The organism is Tissierellales bacterium, assembly GCA_035301805.1.
Taxonomy (GTDB): Bacteria; Bacillota; Clostridia; order Tissierellales; family DATGTQ01; genus DATGTQ01.
In genome coordinates this window covers 1-16494 of record DATGTQ010000038.1, presented here as the reverse complement: position 1 = coordinate 16494, position 16494 = coordinate 1, and the positions used below count along the sequence as shown (strand labels likewise).

The 16494-nt window shown below is 31.3% G+C and carries 16 protein-coding genes, 1 tRNA gene and 1 riboswitch; of the genes, 14 read left to right on the top strand and 3 right to left on the bottom strand.

Going from position 1 to position 16494, the window contains the following annotated elements:
* The first annotated feature begins 14 nt into the window (after positions 1-14).
* The 4 genes from spoIID (at position 15) to mreB (ending at position 3550) form a co-directional block, all read left to right on the top strand.
* Positions 15-1034 (top strand): stage II sporulation protein D, encoded by a 1020-nt coding sequence (gene spoIID / locus VK071_01790; GenBank protein ID HLR34040.1) that lies wholly within the window; start codon positions 15-17, stop codon positions 1032-1034.
* Positions 1035-1241: 207 nt separating this feature from the next.
* Entirely contained in the window at positions 1242-2003 is a 762-nt protein-coding gene (locus tag VK071_01785; protein HLR34039.1) for a M23 family metallopeptidase, read from the top strand.
* A gap of 96 nt (positions 2004-2099) precedes the next feature.
* Complete coding sequence (gene spoIIID / locus VK071_01780) at positions 2100-2354, top strand: sporulation transcriptional regulator SpoIIID (protein ID HLR34038.1); 255 nt, start codon at positions 2100-2102, stop codon at positions 2352-2354.
* 140 nt (positions 2355-2494) lie between these two features.
* On the top strand, positions 2495-3550 hold the full coding sequence (mreB, locus tag VK071_01775; GenBank protein HLR34037.1) for a rod shape-determining protein MreB: 1056 nt from the start codon (positions 2495-2497) through the stop codon (positions 3548-3550).
* A gap of 320 nt (positions 3551-3870) precedes the next feature.
* Here the strand turns inward: mreB and VK071_01770 are convergent, their stop codons facing one another.
* Positions 3871-4608 carry an ATP-binding protein gene (locus VK071_01770; protein ID HLR34036.1) on the bottom strand — a complete coding sequence of 246 codons (738 nt, stop codon included), beginning with the start codon at positions 4606-4608 and terminating at the stop codon, positions 3871-3873.
* Between the two features lie 35 nt (positions 4609-4643).
* A tRNA-Pro gene (locus tag VK071_01765) sits at positions 4644-4720 on the bottom strand.
* Between the two features lie 246 nt (positions 4721-4966).
* On the opposite strand from VK071_01765, the gene VK071_01760 reads away from it, so the two are divergent.
* The 9 genes from VK071_01760 to VK071_01720 all read left to right on the top strand — a co-directional run bounded on the left by VK071_01760 (position 4967) and on the right by VK071_01720 (position 15323).
* Positions 4967-5440: a small multi-drug export protein gene (locus VK071_01760; protein ID HLR34035.1), complete on the top strand. Its 474-nt coding sequence runs from the start codon at positions 4967-4969 to the stop codon at positions 5438-5440.
* A gap of 62 nt (positions 5441-5502) precedes the next feature.
* Positions 5503-5605: riboswitch (SAM riboswitch) on the top strand.
* 81 nt (positions 5606-5686) lie between these two features.
* Complete coding sequence (gene metK / locus VK071_01755; protein HLR34034.1) at positions 5687-6874, top strand: methionine adenosyltransferase; 1188 nt, start codon at positions 5687-5689, stop codon at positions 6872-6874.
* Positions 6875-7082: 208 nt separating this feature from the next.
* The gene (locus VK071_01750) at positions 7083-7646 is read left to right on the top strand and encodes a sigma-70 family RNA polymerase sigma factor (protein ID HLR34033.1); all 564 of its coding nucleotides are present in this window, start codon (positions 7083-7085) and stop codon (positions 7644-7646) included.
* Between the two features lie 37 nt (positions 7647-7683).
* On the top strand, positions 7684-7911 hold the full coding sequence (locus VK071_01745) for a DUF1659 domain-containing protein (GenBank protein ID HLR34032.1): 228 nt from the start codon (positions 7684-7686) through the stop codon (positions 7909-7911).
* A gap of 31 nt (positions 7912-7942) precedes the next feature.
* Entirely contained in the window at positions 7943-8161 is a 219-nt protein-coding gene (locus VK071_01740; GenBank protein ID HLR34031.1) for a DUF2922 domain-containing protein, read from the top strand.
* A 51-nt stretch (positions 8162-8212) separates the two neighbouring features.
* A complete protein-coding gene (locus tag VK071_01735; protein HLR34030.1) occupies positions 8213-8356 on the top strand; it encodes a YvrJ family protein in 144 nt (47 codons plus the stop codon).
* Positions 8357-8526: 170 nt separating this feature from the next.
* Positions 8527-10749 (top strand): ATP-dependent RecD-like DNA helicase, encoded by a 2223-nt coding sequence (locus VK071_01730; GenBank protein ID HLR34029.1) that lies wholly within the window; start codon positions 8527-8529, stop codon positions 10747-10749.
* A 9-nt stretch (positions 10750-10758) separates the two neighbouring features.
* Positions 10759-11424, top strand: a complete 666-nt coding sequence (locus VK071_01725) for a ComF family protein (GenBank protein HLR34028.1) — start codon at positions 10759-10761, stop codon at positions 11422-11424.
* Between the two features lie 758 nt (positions 11425-12182).
* Positions 12183-15323: an endonuclease/exonuclease/phosphatase family protein gene (locus tag VK071_01720; GenBank protein ID HLR34027.1), complete on the top strand. Its 3141-nt coding sequence runs from the start codon at positions 12183-12185 to the stop codon at positions 15321-15323.
* Between the two features lie 106 nt (positions 15324-15429).
* On the opposite strand, the gene VK071_01715 is transcribed toward VK071_01720, so the two are convergent.
* A complete protein-coding gene (locus VK071_01715; GenBank protein ID HLR34026.1) occupies positions 15430-15921 on the bottom strand; it encodes an inorganic diphosphatase in 492 nt (163 codons plus the stop codon).
* Between the two features lie 85 nt (positions 15922-16006).
* Between VK071_01715 and VK071_01710 the strand changes: the two genes are divergently transcribed.
* Complete coding sequence (locus tag VK071_01710) at positions 16007-16141, top strand: hypothetical protein (GenBank protein ID HLR34025.1); 135 nt, start codon at positions 16007-16009, stop codon at positions 16139-16141.
* Positions 16142-16494 lie beyond the last annotated feature (353 nt).

The following is a 16494-nucleotide window of genomic DNA, read 5'->3' as shown; positions in this document are numbered from 1 at the left end:
AAGAGGAGGAAAAGATGAAAAAGCTATGGGTATACTTGTCATTTATTTTAATTATAACTATTGTTCTTCCAACGATTCTTGTAAAAACATTCAATATAGTATCTAAAGAAGGCGATGAAAAGTCTAAAAGTAGAAAAGAAAAGAGAGTAGATAATAAAACTGGTGATAAGTTTGATGGTTCTATAGATGTCTATGATACGAGGAGCCAGAAAATTATTACTGTACCCTTAGAGGATTATGTTAAGGGAGTTGTAGCGGCAGAAATGCCCGCTGAGTTTGAAATAGAGGCTTTAAAAGCACAAGCTATTGCAGGTAGAACTTATGCATTACAAAGGACTGCGAATTTTGAGGATGGACATCCGGATCATCCCGATGCTGCCCTTTGTACAGGCATTCACTGTCAGGCTTATTTGTCTGTAGATGAATTGGAAAAACTCCATTCGAAAAAATGGGTAGATAAATATTGGGGTAAAATAGAAGAAGCGGTGAATGAGACTGTTAATGAAGTTATATATTTCGATGGTGAAATAATAGAACCACTATATCATTCTACTAGTGGCGGTAAAACTGAGGATTCTAAGGATGTTTTTGCAATAGAAAGGGCCTATTTAAAATCAGTGCCTAGTCCTTATGAGAAAGATGCGCCAAAATTTAAAAGTATCGTAACTATGACTGTTGATGAATTTATTCAAAAGATACAGGGAAAATATACAGGAGCTAATATTACTAAAGATAATGTTCATGAAAAAATAAAATTAGTAGAAAAAACTGATAGTGGAAGAATAAAAAAAGTAATGATAGATGGAACAGTAGTGGAAGGACGAGAAATAAGAGAATTATTTGAATTAAACTCTACTAATTTTAAAATAATGTTAAATCCTAAAAGTAATATAGTAGAAATTGAGACTAAGGGCTATGGTCATGGTGTAGGCATGAGTCAATGGGGTGCCAATGGCTTAGCCAGGGAAGGAAAGGATTATAAAGGAATCCTTAAACACTATTATACAGGAGTAGAGATAAAAGAGTATAAATGAGCCACTGGGGACGGTCTTGATTGACTCAGAAAGTGAGTCAGCAAGGAGACCGTCCCTTTTGATTCAGGAAGTGAGTCAGTAGGGACGGCCCTAACGGACTCAATAAAGGATAGTTAGCAAAGTTTTTGCTAATTATCCTTTATTTTTTGTAAAAAATGTCGTATTAAAAATAATATTTTGGTAATACTAGCTAATGGAGGTGGGGACATGAAAGATAAAATCAAGAAAATAATGGAGAAAGATGGATTTTATATTACTTTATTTGTCTGTGTATGTATAGTAGCAACCACGGCAGTTTGGGCTTCTAAAAATAATATAGAGAAGGCTAAAGAAGAAAAAATTATTGAAGAAGAGCTTATAGTTGACACTAGAGAAATAGAAGAACAATTAGAAATGGAGCCTACATTAGCAAGTGGAGAGTTTGAAGAAGAAAAAAAGGAAAATGAAAAACAAACAGAACCAGAAAAACCTGTGGAGGAAAAAGAACCGGAGCCAGAAGTTAAAGAGCCAGAAGCTCCTCAAAATGAAGAAAAAACTCCTACTACAGAAATTGAAGGTATGATAACTCCAGTTGAAAACGGGAGTTTAGGATTAGAGTTTACAGAGGAAAATTTAATTTATTCTACTACATTAGAAGAGTGGACTAGTCATGAGGGTGTAGACTTTTATGCTAAGGAAGGTACAACTATTGTAGCTAGTGGTTCAGGAGTAGTTAGGGAAATATACGAAGATGATTTATGGGGAACAGTAATAATATTAGACCATGGAAATGAAATATTAACTAAATATGCAAGTTTACAAACAAATAAAATGGTTAATGAGGGACAAAAAGTCGCAAAAGGTGACCCTATAAGTAAAGTTGGAAAAACAGCTGCAATAGAACAAAAGGATAAACCACATTTACATTTTGAAGTAATAAAAGATGGTGTACCAGTTAACCCAAAACAGTATATCACCAATCTTAAATGATATTAACTACCATTAAAAGTTCTATTGATGTTAAATGCTGCATAAGTATTTACAAAGAAGAACATCCCAAAATTAATTCCAAGGGGGGTTAAACATGTGAAAGATTATATAGAGGAAAGAGCATTAGAGATTGCAAAATACATAATTAGCGAAGAGGCTACCGTAAGACAAGCAGCTAGTGTATTTGGGGTTAGTAAGAGTACAGTTCATAAGGATGTTACCGAACGACTCCCTAAAATAAACCCTCTTATTGCTGGTATGGTAAAACAGGTATTGGAAAAAAATAAAGCAGAAAGGCATATCAGGGGTGGGAAAGCTACAAAACTGAAATATAAAGCTATGAACGAATAGGTTTGATATAAAGGTCCAAAATTGGGCCTTTTAAACTTTTTTGTACTAATATCTTGTAATTAGGAAAGATTCAACAAAAATAAAGGTATTATTTGTTTGATATCGAATTTAAATATAATAGCCTTATTATAATATAAAAGATGATCATAAAACGAAGAGGGGGGTCGGGGATAGTGGCTTTTAGAACAGACTTAGGTATAGATTTAGGAACTGCTAGTACACTTGTATATGTAAAAGGTGAAGGTGTAATTTTAAATGAACCTTCCGTAGTTGCTATAGATCAAGATGTAGAGAATTTTTTAGCAGTTGGTGAAGAAGCAAGAAGGATGTTAGGTCGGACTCCGGGAAATATAATTGCAATAAGACCACTAAAAGATGGAGTGATCTCCACTTATGGTGTGACAGAAAAGATGCTTAAATATTTTATACGAAAAGCTATGGGAAGAAAAATATTTAAGCCTAGAATAGTAATATGTGTTCCCAGTGGTGTAACAGAAGTGGAAAAGAGAGCAGTGATTGAAGCTAGTAATCAGGCAGGGGCTAGATCAACTTATTTAATTGAAGAACCAATTGCTGCAGCAATTGGGGCAGGAATAGATATAACAGAGCCTAATGGCCGTATGATAGTAGATGTAGGAGGGGGGACCACAGATGTTGCAGTAATTTCCCTTGGTGGCATGGTTGTTAATCAGTCAATTAAAATAGCTGGTGATGATTGTGATGAAGCTATAATAAAATATATTAGAAGAAAACATAATATTATGATAGGAGAAAGAAGTGCAGAAGAACTAAAGGTGCATATTGGAACTGCATATGAAAGGAAAAAAGATGTGATGAAGGAAGTAAAGGGTAGAAATTTAGTAACAGGTTTACCTAAAAATATTATGGTTTCTTCTTCAGAAATATTAGAAGCTTTAGAAGAACCTATTGCAAATATTTTAGATACTATACATTCTGTGTTAGAGCGGACTCCACCAGAATTAGCTGCAGACATAGGTGATGATGGTATAGTACTTACTGGGGGAGGAGCTTTATTATATGGGTTGGATAGGTTGATTACAGAAAGTACAGGTATCTTTACTAAAATAGCTGAAAACCCTATTTCAAGTGTAGCAGGGGGAACTGGTAAGGCTTTAGATTGGATAGGTTTATTACAAGATAATCATGTAGATCCAGATACAATTAGGACAAATTAACTAGCAAATAAGAATGACTAAAATCAAGGTCAGAGGAAATATGTGTATAATAGCATATGAAATAATGAAATTGTTTATAAAAAGGATGGTAAATTACCTACTGTCTATACCTATAATAGGTTGATGTAAAAAATATAGGAAGAGAAGTTTTTAAAGAATTGAATAAAAATCCTTTAGCTGATAATAATAGTTAATGCTAAAGGAGAGTGAGGAAATGAAAAAAAGAGCCTTATATACAATCATAGCCTTAGGATTAACGGTATTAACTGTAGGAATTATATTTAAAATATGAAAAGATAGAGGGAAATCCCCTATCTTTTTTAATTTAACAATAATCTTAATTCATCTTTGTTCTGTAAAGCTCTAAAAATTCTTTTCCTCGAACCTGGTATTTCACTATATATGGAATTCAATAAGATACGAATTTCCTCCCTTTTAGTTTCTTTATCTACATAACATGGATTTTTTGATATAGGAATGTTTTCCCTATTAACTGCTTTAGTAATTTCTTCTTCATATAAATATATAAAAGGGCGTATAACATATATTTCTTTTCTAGTTAAAAAGGATTTTGGTGGTAGGGTTCTAAGTCTTCCTTCATATAACATGCTTAAAAATAAAGTTTCTATAGCATCATCACTATGATGACCTAGGGCAAGTTTATTGAATCCCTTATCTTTTAAATGACTATTTAAAGCTCCTCTTCTCATATTTGCACATAGGGAACAAGGATTTTTTTCCTTTCTAATATCGAATACTACCTTTTTAATATGGGTTTCTTTAAGGTTGAATGGGACATCTAGGCTTTCACAGTAATTTTTAATAGATTCAGTGTCAAAACCTTCAAAACCTAAATCTATAGTGAAGGCTTCTAATTCGAAATTTATTGGACTAAATTGTTGATAAAGTTTTAGAGCTTTAAGGAGTACCATACTATCTTTTCCACCAGAGACCCCTACACCTATTCTATCCCCTTCTTCAATAAGTTGAAATTCTTTAATGGCTTTTTTCATAGGACTAAGTATTCTTTGCATAAAATCAACCTTTCTAATAAACAAAAAAGAAGGATTGATAAAATCAATCCTTCTTTGAATGGTCGGGGTGGAGGGATTCGAACCCCCGGCCCCATGGTCCCAAACCACGTGCGCTCCCAAACTGCGCCACACCCCGTGATTTCCGACGACTATTATAGTATAGGATATATTATAGTATAATGCAACAATGTTAAATAAGCATTTAAAGTGAATAAGTAATATTATACTAATATTTTGACCAAATACTAAATAATCCTCACTATATCTCCTTATATCACCTAATGTAAAATATTAAAATTAAGTGGGTTTTAATTTTTCTGGAAAGCCTATATAATAATATATGACTAAATATAATATGAGATATTTAGAGGGGGCATTTACATTGGAAGAATTATTAACCAGCATTAAAAATGAATTATTAGTTTTATTAGTAGCCGCTATGCCTCTTTCAGAACTAAGAGGAGCTATACCTTTAGGGATATCCTTAGGATTTAGCCCATTACATAGTACAATACTAGGTATTATAGGTAATATAATACCTGTTCCTTTTCTATTAAAACTATTAGAACCAGTAATGAATTATTTAGAAAAAACTGCCCTTTTTTCTAAAACTATTAGTTGGATAAAGCAAAGGACGTTAAGAAGAAGTCGGGCTAAAATAAGAAAGTATAGTATATTAGGCTTGTTTATCTTAGTAGCTATACCTTTACCTACTACAGGAATTTGGACTGGTTGTATTGCAGCTACTTTGTTTAAAATAGATTTTAAGAAAGCTTTTACTGCTATTGCATCTGGAGTTATTGTTGCTGGTATTATAGTTTTAATATTAAGCTATAGGGTAGTATCTTATTTTTAGCATTCATTGACTTAAAATATTAGCTGTGTTATAATTATTTTAATTAAATAAAAAATCTTGATACCTTATCAAGAGTGGTGGAGGGAATGGGCCCTGTGAAACCCGGCAACCTGTATGATGCAAAGGTGCTAAATCCCACAGAGTATAAATTCTGAAAGATGAGGTGCTTTTAATAACCTTTTCTTTTTGGAAGAGGTTTTTTATTTTTAGAAATTTTAATTTAAGGTAAAATAAGGGGTGTTTTTAATGGAAAAATGGCTATTTACTTCAGAATCTGTAACAGAAGGGCATCCAGACAAAGTATGTGATCAAATATCAGATGCAATTCTAGATGCAATTTTAGAAAAGGATCCTAATGCTAGAGTTGCATGTGAAACTAGTGTAACTACAGGATTAGTCTTAGTTTCAGGAGAAATTACAACAAATTGCTATGTAGATATATCTAAAATAGCTAGAGAAACGGTAAAAGAGATAGGATATACAAGAGCAAAGTATGGGTTTGATGGGGAAACTTGTGGAGTTATTACATCTATAAATGAACAATCACCGGATATAGCTTTAGGGGTAGATACTGCCTTAGAACATAAGGAAAATGGTAAAGATGAGTTAGACAAAATAGGTGCAGGAGATCAAGGTTTAATGTTTGGGTATGCATGTAACGAAACAGAAGAATTTATGCCCTTACCAATATTTTTGGCACATAAACTGTCTAAAAGATTAGCTGAAGTAAGAAAAAATAAAACTCTTACTTATTTAAGGCCAGACGGTAAAACTCAAGTAACTGTTGAGTACAAAGGTGACAAACCTATTAGAATAGAAAATATAGTAGTTTCTACTCAACATAGTCCAGATGTAGATTTGGAACAAATAAAGGAAGATATTATAGAGAGTGTTATAAGACCTATAGTTCCAAAAGATATGATAGATGAAAATACAAAATACTATGTAAACCCAACGGGTAGATTTGTAATTGGTGGCCCCATGGGAGATGCAGGTCTTACCGGTAGGAAAATAATAGTTGATACTTATGGTGGTTATGGTAGACATGGTGGTGGTGCCTTTTCTGGAAAAGATGCTACTAAAGTAGATAGATCTGCTTCCTATGCTGCAAGATATGTAGCAAAGAATATTGTAGCAGCAGGATTGGCAGACAAATGTGAAATTGGACTTTCTTATGCTATAGGAATAGCTAGACCTTTATCTATATATGTGGATACCTTTGGTACAGGAAAAGTAAGTGATGAGGAAATAGAAAAGTTAGTAAATAAACATTTTGATTTAAGACCAGCAGCAATTATTAGAGATTTAGATTTAAAAAGACCTATTTATAAACAGGTAGCTAGTTATGGACATTTTGGTAGATCTGATTTAGATCTTCCTTGGGAAAAAGTTGATAAAGCTGATGCATTGAAAAAAGAAGGTTTAGAGGAATAAGAAATTAAAGTTCAAGGAGTTAGACTTAGTCACATTAGACTTTTAGCAAGTTAATTAGCTAAAATGCAAAATTAAATATATATTAGTAGACTTTAATAAAGTAGAGTAGGGAAATAACCTTACCCTACTTTTTTCTATTTTTTATTTTCGGGTTAATATAGAAATACCTAGGAAATATGGAAGGTACCTTCCCTTTCAGGAGGAAAAAATGTATAGGGAAATAGAACAGTTATTAAAAGAAAGTAACAAGGGAGATATAAAATCTAAAGAAAAATTATTATTAAAGCTTAATCCTTTAATTATAAGTTCTATAAGACGTTATTATAATAGGACAGAGTTATACGATGATTTAATACAAGAAGGTTATGAGGTAGTTCTAAAATGTTTAGAAGATTATGACCCTTCAAAGGGAACAAAATTTTTAGGGTATGTAAAGACTATGCTTAAATATAAATACTTAGACAAACATAAGGAAAAATATTGTCTATCCTTAAATGAACCTGTAGGAGATGGGAAAGAAGAAATATTAGATTTGTTAGAGGGGGATGGAAAAGAACCTATAGAAAATATAATTAGTTCAGAAGAAAATAAATTACTTTTAGAAGGCTTAGAAAAGTTAACGGAAAGACAGAGAGAGGTAACTGTTTACTACTATATAGAGGGTAAATCAATAAAAGAAATTAGTGAAATCTTAGGAATATCTTATAGGACTGTAGTAAATACCAAAACTAATAGTTTAAAGAAACTTAAAAAAATAATGGTAAAAAGATAGCCTGTATTCTATATAAAAAGTAGAAGGAGGTGAGAAAATGGCATTAGTAACAGTAAAAGATAACACTAGATTAAAGCTAGAACTATTAGTGGGAATGGATGGGGATAAGGCAATAATTAAGTCTAAGACCTATTCAAGAGTAAAATCAGATACACTAGATGAAGACTTATACGAAACAGCTCAATCTATAGCTAATCTACAAATAATGCCTGTACACAAAATTAAAAGACTAGAAGAAATTGAATTGGTAGAGGAAGAGGAATAAGAGACTAAAGTTTCTATAGGGAGGTGAAAAAGTGATTAGAAAAAGGTTAGAAATGACTTTTAAGAATGCTAATGATGGTAGAGCGAATATATCTGTAGATGAACCAAGAGAAGATTTAACACCTGAAGAAATTAAAGATGTAATGGATGAAATTATAGAAAAAGAAATTTTTTATAGTGGTGGGGGAGAACTAGTCGATATTATAGGAGCAAGAATTGTGAGGACTGAAATTGAGGATATAGGATTTTAATAAAAAGCTGAGGCTTTTGCCTCAGCTTTCATAATATAGAAGGAGGCTGCCATGGGAGATATTTATACACATATAGCTAATTTAGGCTTTCCTATAGTCATATCTGTTTACCTATTGGTTAGAATAGAAGGGAAGTTAAATGATTTAACGGAAAGTATAAATGAGCTATCTAAAGTAATAGCTGGTATTAAATAAAGTAAACCCTTCCTTGACTTAGAACATGCGTTTGGATACAATAAATTTAAGTCAAGGAGGGGTTTTTTAAGGGAATACCAATGATAAAGGATAATTTACAAAAATAGAATGTATTAACTTAGGTATATGGTATAATATTTTCAAAGTATTAAATATTGGAGGTATAAATTTTGTTATTGACCATAGAAGGTACCGTAGAAGAAATAATATTTAGGAATGAATCAAATGGTTTTACTGTTGCATTACTTGAGACTACTGATGGAGTTATAACCATTGTTGGTAGTGTGCCTATTTTAAATATGGGGGAAACTGTTAAAGTAGAGGGGGAATGGATATATCATCCAAATTATGGAGAACAAGTACAAATTAAAAATATATCTACTGTAACTCCTGCTACATTGAATGGGATTGAAAAATATCTTTCCTCTGGTTTAATTCCCCAGATAGGACCTAAGACTGCAAAAAAAATAGTAGAATTGTTTGGGATGGATTCCTTAGATATAATTCAAGATGAACCAGAAAAACTTAAGGAAGTACCAGGAATAGGAGAAAAAAAGTTAAAGAAAATAAAAGAGGCTTATGAAGAACAAAGAGAAGTAAAAGATGTAATGATATTTCTTCAACAATATGGTATTAGTACTTCTTATGGCTTAAAAATATATAAAAAATATGGAAAGGATACTATAAATACCATAAGGGAAAATCCTTATAGATTATCAGAAGATATATTTGGAATAGGTTTTAAGACTGCAGATAAAATAGCCCATAATTTAGGAATAGCCTCAAATTCACCTTATAGAATAGGAGCGGGTATTAAATATAAAATATTAGAATATGCAGGCTCAGGTCATAGTTTTGTTCCTATTGAGGAGCTATTATTAGAAACCTCAAAAATGTTAGGAATGGAAGAAGATATAATTGAAATTTCTCTTAGAGAATTGGCTATGAAAGGTGATATTTACATAGAAAATATAGAAGAAGGAACTAGGGTCTATTATATGCCTTTCCATAAGGCAGAAAATAATGTAAGTAAAAAAGTTTTAGAGTTATCTAGAGTTAAATTGGATAATATTGATATAGATATAAAAAAGGAAATTGAAAAAATAGAAGAGACTGGGGAAATTAAATTTGCAAATAAACAAAGGGAATCAATAAAGGAAGCTATAGAACAAGGCTTACTAGTAATTACTGGTGGCCCTGGTACTGGGAAAACTACTATATTAAATGCCATTATAAAAATATTTGAGAAGAAAGATTTAAAGGTAGTACTAGGAGCACCCACTGGTAGGGCAGCTAAGAAGCTTAGCCAGGCTTCTAATAAAGAGGCAAAGACTATCCATAGGCTATTAGAATACTCCTATATGGAAGGAGATGGAGAAATGGCCTTTGGTAAATGTGAAGATAGTCCATTAGATGCAGATTTAGTTATAATAGATGAGGCCTCTATGATAGATATACTTCTTATGAACAATCTATTAAAAGCAATTGTTCCAGGAACTAGGCTTATATTGGTTGGAGATGTGGATCAATTACCTTCTGTTGGAGCAGGAAATGTTTTAAAAGACATAATAAATAGTGAAATAGTAAAGGTAGTAGAATTAAATGAAATATTTAGGCAAGCAGAAGAAAGCATGATAATAGTAAATGCTCACAGGATTAACAAAGGGGAAGGTCCTTATCTTAATGTAAAAAATAAAGATTTTTATTTCATCAAAAATAGTGAGTCAAAGGAAATATTAAATACTATATTAGAATTATGTAGGGATAGACTTCCTAACTATAACGGTTACAGTTCTTTAAGAGATATTCAGGTTTTGACTCCTATGAAAAAAGGAGATGTAGGTACTAATTCACTAAATAAAAACTTGCAAAATATATTGAATCCTAAACGGAAAGAAAAGTCAGAAAAAAGGATAGGTGATGAAGTATTTCGAGTGGGAGATAAAATAATGCAAATAAAAAATAATTATAATACAGAATGGGAAATTGTAAAACATGGGAAAATAGTAGAAAAAGGTGAAGGAGTATATAATGGAGATTTTGGATTTATTACTAATATAGATAAAGAAGATAATATAATAGAAGTCCTTTTTGATGATGAAAAAGGAGTAAAATACGATTTTAGTAATTTGGATGAAATAAAATTGGCCTATGCAACTACTGTACATAAAAGTCAGGGAAGTGAATTTCCTGTTATTATAATGCCAATATCCTGGGGGCCTCCTATGCTATTAACTAGAAATCTTTTATATACTGCTATAACTAGGGCAAAGGAATTAGTGGTACTAGTAGGAGATGAAAAATATCTTTATAAGATGATTAATAACAATAGAATAGTTAAAAGATATTCAGGATTAGACACGAAACTTAGGAAAATGCTATCTATTTTCTAGGAGGATTTTATGAGTTTTTTAAAAGGATTAAATAGTCTATTATTTCCAAAAGATAATATATGTTTTTTCTGTAATGAAAAAGAGCCTAAAATAGTAGGTTATATATGTACTGATTGTATGAAAAAACTAGAATATCTAAATAGGGAAGTAAAATTAATTGATTCATATTTAGATAAAGTAATATACTCCCTTTTTTATAATAGGTTTATAAAAGAGCAAATATATGCTTATAAATATTATAGTAAAAATTATTTGTATAAGCCTTTGGGAGAAATACTTTTAGATACTATAAAAGAAAAATCTTTAGTTAGTGAAATAGACATTATAACCTATGTACCATTACATAGGCGTAGAAAAGCCCTTAGAGGATATGATCAATCAGAGTTAATAGGAAGATATATTAGTAAAAAGTTAAAAATACCTTTTGCAAAAGGAAACTTAATAAGGAAAAGATCTACTAAGTCTCAAACTAAATTAAATAAAAATCAAAGAATCAAAAATTTAGAGAATGCTTTCTATGTTAAGGACAGTAAAGAGTTTTTAAACAAAAAAGTTTTATTAATTGATGATATTATTACTACGGGGAGTACCATGGAAGAGTGTGGTAGGGCTTTAATTGAAAAGGGTGCAGGAGAAGTAATTGGTTTAGCTATTACTTCGGGGATGAAGGCGTAAAATTTATATTCTGTTCTTTTAGGTTAGTGCAAGGGCGAGCAAATAAAAATCTAAACTCACTTCGAAAAAGTAAACTTTTAGAGTCGTTCGTTTTAGATTTTTATTTGCTTTAGGGTTTTATATTGTTTTTTAAAGTTTGTAAAGGGTCGAGCAAATAAAAATTAAAATTCATTCCGGAAAAGTAAACTTTTCAAGTCATTCATTTCTAATTTTTATTTGCTTATGAGTTTTATAATATTTAGCAAAGAAGAGTTGTTTCAAGGGAGGAACTTAGATAATAAATTCTAAAAAGAACTTTTGTTTTCAATAATAGCTCTACTATTTTGTCTAATATATGAAACTATTTTAGAGCCTATGCATAGATTTTCTATATATTAATCGGAGAATGCAAAATAAAATGTAGAAAAACATCTATATATTAGGGAAAATAAATGAAAAGCTTAATAAAAATAGAAGGATATTCGTCAATTTTAGACATTGTGTAAATTGATTTTATGTTATAATTAGATTTGAACTATTCAGAAAATTATAAAAGTATGGGGACTATTCATCAATTAACATTAGAATTGATTTTAAATCTAAAAAATTTTCGATATATATTCTATTGCTATTTTTTATAGTAAACAATCCTAAAAAGATCCCAGTAATAAGATAATAAAGGTATCATACAATTTAATAAGACAATCCTAGGTGAAGGGAGGGAATAGTAAGAACCATAGTATAAGGAGAATTTAAATAATGGGGAGGTTAGAAAAATAATGAACGATAAGAAAAGATTATCACTAGTTATTGTGCTGTCTATGATTTTGTCAATGTTTACTCCTATTATGGACATGGCATTAGCTGAAGATTCAGCAGTAAATCCAGAGGTACATATAGGTAAGATAGGATATAATCGTACTAACCATCCAAATCCTAATGAATTTAGACCTGAAAACTATGAGGGGTTACCAGAAAATGTTACAAAGAATTATTTAATTGCTTATATGAAGGACGGAACTATTGTAGAAAAAGAAAGTTTTGGCTATGGTAAAAAAGGGACTCCTTTTAAACCAGGATCTGCCAGTTGGACAGTACTTAAATTAGATCCTGCTGAAATTGATTATTTTGATGTAGAATTAATGGATAATAATAATAAAGTTATTATGACCATTGAAAATGTACCTTTTGCGCCTAATTTAGTAAAGGATATGATTGATGAGTTGCCGTCAGTTGAAAACTTAACCTTAGATAATAAAGAAGAAGTTCAAGAAGCAAGAGAAGCTTATAATGAACTATCTAGAAATGCTGAAAAAGAACTTGTAACAAATATAGATAAACTTATTACTTTAGAAGAGAGAATTAAAGAATTAGAGGAGTCGGAACCTTATATAGAAAAAGTGACACATAGTATATATTGGAATGGAATGGATTATTATAGACTATATAACTATAAAAACTTACCTGAATCCACTAATAAATGGCCTATTCATTATAAGTTAAAGTTTTATTTTGAGGATGGAACTAATTATACGCCTGTAGGAAATCCTGAAAAGGTTTCTGGTATTTACCTATATAATAAAAAACAAGCTGAAGAAATTACACATTTTGATGTTATACTGTATCAACCAAAGGGGCAATTTGGTCCTTATGAAGAAATAATAACTATAGAAAATGTACCCTTTGATGGGCCAAATGAAGAAGCTAGAGAAATACATTATGCACAGGAAATGGTAGGAAGGGCAGAACGAAGTTTACTTCAAGAAGATGTTGATGCAGCATGGCCAGTGGTAAATGCCTTGCCAGATAGTGAGGATAAGGATAAATTAATAGAAAGATTAAATTTTGTACAAAGTGCAATTGATGTAGAAACTAGTATCAGGGCATTACCAGAAGTTGAAGAATTAACATTGGAAGATAAAGAAGCAGTAGAAGCAGCAAGAGTAGCTTACGAGGCATTACACAGTAATCCAAAACAAAGAATATCAAAAAAATTAATTGCAAAATTAGAAGCATTAGAGGCTAGACTAGAAGAATTGGAAGAAGAGGAACCTGAAGATCCTAAGGACCCTAATTCCATTAGAATAATAAATTATAATATCCAAGCAGGAATAGGTAATGATGGTAATTATGACATTAGACGCACAGCAGAAGTTATTAGGAAATCAGGAGCAGATATTGTTGGTTTAACAGAGGTGGATGTGAATTTTAGTGATAGAAGTAACTTTGATGATCAAGTTGAAATATTAGCTGAAGAATTGGGAATGTATTCATTTTATGGTCCTATATATGATATGGATCCCCTTGAAGAAGGACAACCACGAAGAAAATATGGAATGGCTATTTTAAGTAAATATCCTATAACGGAAGCTGTTAATTATGAAATAACGAGGCTTTCTACCCAAGATGAAAATCCAGAACCTAGACCTATGCCAGGTTTTCCAGGAGCAAAGATTGATGTAGATGGTAAAGTGTTTTCATTCTATGTGACTCATTTAGATTATCGCGGAGATCCAATGGTAAGAGAAATGCAAGTAGATGATACCCTTAATATTTTTTCTGAAGTGGCAGAACCTAAGATTTTAGTTGGAGATTTTAATGCATTACCAGGTGCACCTGAAATTGCACCGATGTTTGAATATCTAAATGATAGTTGGGAATTAACTGGTGTTGGAGATGGATATACTTTCCCTGTAAATAATCCTAGTAAACGTATAGATTATATTCTCGTAAATGATGGAATTGAGGTAGTGAAGACAAGAGTAATAGATACAGAGGCATCGGATCATTTTCCGGTAGTAACAGACATAAAACTAAAGGAAATTAATGAGAATGATTTAAATAGTGCACAAAATGTGGTGAACTTAATAAAGGAACTTCCAAAGTTTGAAGATATTACATTAGGGGATAGTGGGGCAGTAGAGGAAGCACGTGAGGCATATAATAATCTTACTAATGAACAGAGGGAGTTAGTAATAGATTATAGAATTAAAAAGGCAGAAGAAAAAATAGCTGAACTTGAAAAGGAAACAGTTAACGCAGTAATAAAAATGATTGAGGAAATACCAGATTTAGAAGATTTAACTTTAGAGGATAAGGAAGCTGTTGCTAATGCTAGAAAGGCACGTAATGCATTAACACCAAAACAAATGGGATTGATACCAGAAGAATATATGAGAAAATTAAGAGCCTCAGAAGCCAGAATTAAGGAATTAGAAAGAGCAGTAGATAGGGAAGCAGCCAATAGAGTAATAAAGTTAATTGGTAAAATACCACCAATAGAGGAATTAACACTAGAAGATAAACCGGTGGTAGAGGAGGCCAGGGCGGCATATAATGAATTAACAGCATCTCAAAAGTCAATGATAATAAATATACCCATATTGAAATTAGCGGAAGAGAGAATAGGGGAACTTGAAAAAGAGGTGCCAGCTCCAGAAGTAGATAAAACAAAATTAGCAGAAGAGATAGGGAAAGCAGAGAAATTGAATAAACAAGAATATACAGAAAAAACATGGGGAGCACTGGAAATAGCATTAAATTCTGCTAAGGATATATACCAAAATAAAAATGTAACTCAGGAAGAGGTAGATGATGCTATAGGAAATTTACAAAAAGCATTAGAAGAGCTAGAGTTAAGAACGGAGGAACCAGAAGACCCAGAAGAGCCGGAAAGTCCAGAGGAACCAAAAGACCCAGAAGAACCGGAAAGTCCAGAAGAACCAAGGGATCCAAGTGAGAATGGTAGAAATAAAAAAGATGATGATAAAAATAATAAATATAAACTTGAGAAGTCAGATAAAGAGGTAAAAGGAAGAGGTGGATTACCAAGGACTGGTGCTGCTAATAATATTGAAATTTATCTTGTGGGTATATTGTTAATAGTCTTAGGTGTAGGATTTAGGAAAAAGATTATGTAGGTTAGTGAATAATTTAGGTCTGAAGTATTTTGGGGACGAATATATAAAAATAATAAGTATGGGAAAATGTATTAAAATACTGGCTATAACATATAGCCAGTATTTTTTACTTTATATGATTTTTCTTAATTTTTCTTGATTTTTCTATCGCCTCAATGGCTTCTTCTACATCTGTCCATCCTTTAACATGGACTTCTTTTCCTTCTAACTGCTTATATTCAGAGAAAAAATGTTCAAATTCCTTTTTCATATGGGAGCCCATATCATCAATGGTTTTAATATCTTCATATCTTGGATCTCCTAAAGGCACAGATATAATCTTCTCGTCCTTACCTTTTTCATCTTCCATTAAGAACATACCTATAACTCTAGACTTTATCATACAACCTGGAAAGGTTGGGTGAGCCATAAGTACCATTATATCTATTGGGTCTCCGTCTTCAGCTAATGTATCTGGAATAAATCCGTAGTCAGCTGGATAGAACATAGGGGAAAATAATGCCCTATCAAGGACTAGTACCTTACGTTCTTCATCATATTCATATTTATTACTACTACCTTTTGGGATTTCTATAAAAGCATCTACTATAATATCCATATAATCAACTCCTATTTATTTAAAGTTAATCTATTAATATAATAGTCTATTTTTACTATTTTAGCAACAAATATACAAGGGGTTCATGAAAACTAGTAAATATAATTGGTCTTATGTTGACGAATTCTTTGAACTTTTAGAATTAGAAGATAGATATAAAGAAATCTTATATATTCCTGTACATGGAATTGAGTTGGTAATATTGGAGAAAAGAATTTAGTATAAAATAATAAAAAATAAAAGTAAACAAAAAATTACTGTATTTTAGCAAAAAGAATATTACAAATATTGTTCAGAGTCAGGAATTTTCAAAAAACTAAAATCAACAACATTACCAGCAACAGGTGATAGCAATAAATTAGAATTATATTTTGGTGGTTTAATATTATTAGTTCAAGGTTATCCTTAAGGAAAAAAGGAAACTAAAGTAAATAATTAGCAGGGCAGAGATTTCTCTGCTTTGTTATACTTTAAATATATTTAGAAAGTCACTTTGTAAGAAGTCCACAAATGTATAAGGTTTTAATGTCCTTTAAATTATGAAAAGTCTTAAAAAGTAATTAAGATTTATAA

Bases quoted from the DNA above. Each gene is read 5' to 3' on its own strand.
- VK071_01725 (HLR34028.1), top strand. From the start codon at position 10,759: ATGAGTTTTTTAAAAGGATTAAATAGTCTATTATTTCCAAAAGATAAT.
- VK071_01750 (HLR34033.1), top strand. From the start codon at position 7,083: ATGTATAGGGAAATAGAACAGTTATTAAAAGAAAGTAACAAGGGAGAT.
- VK071_01745 (HLR34032.1), top strand. From the start codon at position 7,684: ATGGCATTAGTAACAGTAAAAGATAACACTAGATTAAAGCTAGAACTA.
- VK071_01715 (HLR34026.1), bottom strand. From the start codon at position 15,921: ATGGATATTATAGTAGATGCTTTTATAGAAATCCCAAAAGGTAGTAGT.
- mreB (HLR34037.1), top strand. From the start codon at position 2,495: ATGATCATAAAACGAAGAGGGGGGTCGGGGATAGTGGCTTTTAGAACA.
- VK071_01720 (HLR34027.1), top strand. From the start codon at position 12,183: ATGAACGATAAGAAAAGATTATCACTAGTTATTGTGCTGTCTATGATT.
- spoIID (HLR34040.1), top strand. From the start codon at position 15: ATGAAAAAGCTATGGGTATACTTGTCATTTATTTTAATTATAACTATT.
- metK (HLR34034.1), top strand. From the start codon at position 5,687: ATGGAAAAATGGCTATTTACTTCAGAATCTGTAACAGAAGGGCATCCA.
- VK071_01785 (HLR34039.1), top strand. From the start codon at position 1,242: ATGAAAGATAAAATCAAGAAAATAATGGAGAAAGATGGATTTTATATT.
- VK071_01735 (HLR34030.1), top strand. From the start codon at position 8,213: ATGGGAGATATTTATACACATATAGCTAATTTAGGCTTTCCTATAGTC.
- VK071_01710 (HLR34025.1), top strand. From the start codon at position 16,007: ATGAAAACTAGTAAATATAATTGGTCTTATGTTGACGAATTCTTTGAA.